Origin of the sequence: Rhizobium sp. NPDC090275, from assembly GCF_044772225.1 — a bacterium.
GTDB lineage: Bacteria > Pseudomonadota > Alphaproteobacteria > Rhizobiales > Rhizobiaceae > Rhizobium.
Genome location: NZ_JBIVYL010000027.1, coordinates 1 through 4017 on the forward strand (window position 1 = coordinate 1; position 4017 = coordinate 4017).

General features: G+C 53.0%; 2 tRNA genes and 2 rRNA genes. All 4 read right to left on the reverse strand.

What is annotated here, in order from left to right:
• Positions 1-27: 27 nt before the first annotated feature.
• Positions 28-142, reverse strand: a 5S ribosomal RNA gene (rrf, locus tag ACIQUB_RS31400).
• A gap of 124 nt (positions 143-266) precedes the next feature.
• Positions 267-3151 (reverse strand): 23S ribosomal RNA (locus ACIQUB_RS31405).
• Positions 3152-3681: 530 nt separating this feature from the next.
• Positions 3682-3757, reverse strand: a tRNA-Ala gene (locus ACIQUB_RS31410).
• 103 nt (positions 3758-3860) lie between these two features.
• Positions 3861-3937: transfer RNA gene (locus ACIQUB_RS31415), tRNA-Ile, on the reverse strand.
• Positions 3938-4017: the final 80 nt, after the last annotated feature.

Below are 4017 nucleotides of genomic sequence, written 5' to 3' on the forward strand. Positions count from 1 at the left end.
GAGAAGATTTTATGTTGCGTTTAGCAGACCTGGCAGCGACCGACTCTCCCGCGTCTTAAGACGAAGTACCATAGGCGCAGGGGCGTTTCACGGCCGTGTTCGGAATGGGAACGGGTGCAGCCGCCCCGCCATAACCACCAGGTCAGCGAAGCGCAACGTTGAGAAGCTGGTGCAGTTTTCACTGCATTTTTTTTCGGACGAACATTTCATGTTCGCCGTGTGAACACGCCTTGGCGTCATCTGTTTGATGAGCATAAGCAATGAGAACAATTAAGCCGATCGAGCTATTAGTAACGGTAAGCTTCACACATTGCTGCGCTTCCACACCCGTCCTATCAACGTGGTCGTCTTCCACGGCTCTGATAGGGAATACTCGTTTTCAGGTTGGTTTCCCGCTTAGATGCCTTCAGCGGTTATCCATTCCATATGTAGCTACCCTGCTATGCCGTTGGCACGACAACAGGTCCACCAGAGATATGTCCATCCCGGTCCTCTCGTACTAGGGACAGATCCTGTCAATATTCCTACACCCACGGCAGATAGGGACCGAACTGTCTCACGACGTTCTGAACCCAGCTCACGTACCGCTTTAATTGGCGAACAGCCAAACCCTTGGGACCTGCTCCAGCCCCAGGATGCGATGAGCCGACATCGAGGTGCCAAACAACCCCGTCGATATGGACTCTTGGGGGTCATCAGCCTGTTATCCCCGGCGTACCTTTTATCCGTTGAGCGATGGCCCTTCCACGCGGGACCACCGGATCACTATGACCGACTTTCGTCTCTGCTCGACTTGTCAGTCTCGCAGTCAGGCGGGCTTATGCCATTGCACTCGACGACCGATTTCCGACCGGTCTGAGCCCACCATCGCGCGCCTCCGTTACTCTTTCGGAGGCGACCGCCCCAGTCAAACTACCCACCATACACTGTCCCGGATCCGGATAACGGACCGCGGTTAGACATCCATGACGATAAGGGTGGTATTTCAAGGATGGCTCCACAGAAACTGGCGTCCCTGCTTCAAAGCCTACCACCTATCCTACACATGCCGACACGAATGCCAGTGTAAAGCTATAGTAAAGGTGCACGGGGTCTTTCCGTCTGACCGCAGGAACCCCGCATCTTCACGGGGAATTCAATTTCACTGAGTCTATGTTGGAGACAGCGGGGAAGTCGTTACGCCATTCGTGCAGGTCGGAACTTACCCGACAAGGAATTTCGCTACCTTAGGACCGTTATAGTTACGGCCGCCGTTTACTGGGGCTTCAGTTCAAAGCTTGCACCTCTCCCTTTAACCTTCCAGCACCGGGCAGGCGTCAGACCCTATACGTCGTCTTGCGACTTCGCAGAGCCCTGTGTTTTTGATAAACAGTCGCTACCCCCTGGTCTGTGCCACCCCATCACACTTGCGTACAATGGGGTCACGCTTCTTCCGAAGTTACGCGTGCAATTTGCCGAGTTCCTTCAACATAGTTCTCTCAAGCGCCTTGGTATACTCTACCTGACCACCTGTGTCGGTTTCGGGTACGGTCTATAATGATGGAGCTATTTCCTGGAACCGCTTCCCTGCACCCACAATCCAATAAGTGAATACAAGTTACGCAATCCGTCACTACCACCAGGCCCACGAATATTAACGTGGTTCCCATCGACTACGCGTTTCCGCCTCGCCTTAGGGGCCGGCTAACCCTGCTCAGATTAACTTTAAGCAGGAACCCTTGGTCTTTCGGCGAGAGGGTCTCTCACCCTCTTTATCGTTACTCATGTCAACATTCGCACTTCCGATACCTCCAGGATGTCTCACGACTGTCCCTTCACAGGCTTACGGAACGCTCCGCTACCACGTGCATTGCTGCACATCCTCAGCTTCGGTGCATGGCTTCAGCCCCGTTACATTTTCGGCGCAAAGACCCTTATTTAGACCAGTGAGCTGTTACGCTTTCTTTAAATGATGGCTGCTTCTAAGCCAACATCCTGGTTGTTTTGGGATCCTCACATCCTTTCCCACTTAGCCATGACTTGGGGACCTTAGCTGGAGGTTAGGGTTGTTGCCCTTTTCACGACGGACGTTAGCACCCGCCGTGTGTCTGCCGAGTAGTACTCCCGGGTATTCGGAGTTTGGTTAGGATCAGTAAGACGGTGAGTCCCCATAGCCCATCCAGTGCTCTACCCCCCGGGGTATTCGCTCGACGCTCTACCTAAATAGATTTCGCGGAGAACCAGCTATTTCCGAGTTTGATTGGCCTTTCACCCCTAACCACAAGTCATCCCAATCTATTGCAACAGATGCGGGTTCGGTCCTCCAGTTGGTGTTACCCAACCTTCAACCTGCTCATGGCTAGATCACTCGGTTTCGGGTCTAATGCAACAAACTAAATCGCCCTATTCAGACTCGCTTTCGCTTCGCCTACACCTACCGGCTTAAGCTTGCTTGTTACACTAAGTCGTTGACCCATTATACAAAAGGTACGCCGTCACCCTTGCGGGCTCCGACTGTTTGTAGGCATCCGGTTTCAGGTTCTATTTCACTCCCCTTGTCGGGGTGCTTTTCACCTTTCCCTCACGGTACTTGTTCGCTATCGGTCATGCACGAGTACTTAGGCTTGGATAGTGGTCTACCCACGTTCAGACAGGGTTTCACGTGCCCCGCCCTACTCTAGGACAATGAGTGTTCTACGCGTACGGGGCTATCACCCGCTACGGCCCAACTTTCCAGAAGGTTCCGCTTTATTCCTCATTGCCACTGGCCTGGTCCGCGTTCGCTCGCCACTACTTGCGGAGTCTCGGTTGATGTCCTTTCCTTCGGGTACTTAGATGTTTCAGTTCCCCGAGTTCGCTTCTTACACCCTATTTTATTCAGATGCAGATACCTTATCACAATGCTTGGAAACCACTCGGGTTCTGTCCTCACGGCCAAAGGCCTGCGGACGGCGCGCCGGATAACCGGCGACGGGCTACCGCCCTACGAAGTTTCCCTCGCAAGGCTGAGCCAACCAGAATGATTTTCCAAGCATTTAAGGTGGGTTTCCCCATTCGGATATCCATGGATCAAAGCTTATTCGCAGCTCCCCACGGCTTTTCGCAGCGTATCACGTCCTTCATCGCCTGTGCATGCCAAGGCATCCACCAAATGCCCTTACGACACTTAATCGTTCTCATTGCCAATGCTCATCATCTCGTTGTCCGTTCTCGAAGAGAACGACAACAGGCAGGGTTACCTTTTACAACCCCACCAATCCAACAATGCCATCGACGTGTTCGATCGGATCACTTTATTGGAACTACGCCGAGCAGTTCGCTTGTGTCCGATCTTTAAGACCAGCTTCTCGAGATTAAATCCAGGACCGCGCGGTCAGGCAACGGCCATCAAGTCGTCCGTCAGATGCAAACCCGAGGGCTTACAAACAACACGCACAAACCGCTATGCGGTTTGCACTGACGACCCAGAGTGACAAGCTTCCTTCCTACCTCCAATCCCTCCACCATATCCGGCCGGCTAGGCCATCCATGGTTTCTCAGGAACTGGGCTCGGACATTGGGCAGAACCCAACACCTGGAAGCCTCCAGATCAATCTTCTCTTCACGATATATGCAGAACAGGCATCCGACCGAAGTCGATGCAAACTTTTATTTCTTCAGAAGACATTGCCATCAAAACCCTCAGGCTCGACACCATCGATTTGGTGGAGCTGAGCGGGATCGAACCGCTGACCCCCTGCTTGCAAAGCAGGTGCTCTCCCAGCTGAGCTACAGCCCCTCCAGCTCGATCACCCCAGACGTTTCCATCCAAGGCTCGGCAACAATCCATAATCCCTTCAAGGCGCTCAAAGCACCCAAATCCAACAATCACTCGAAGTGAATGGTGGGCCTGGGAAGACTTGAACTTCCGACCCCACGCTTATCAAGCGTGTGCTCTAACCAACTGAGCTACAGGCCCAATCTCGATGAAAGGGTTTACGGTTTTGTCTTCATGAAGAAAGAGAAACGTGGACGGCGCAGTTCGCCATACCATCCGAG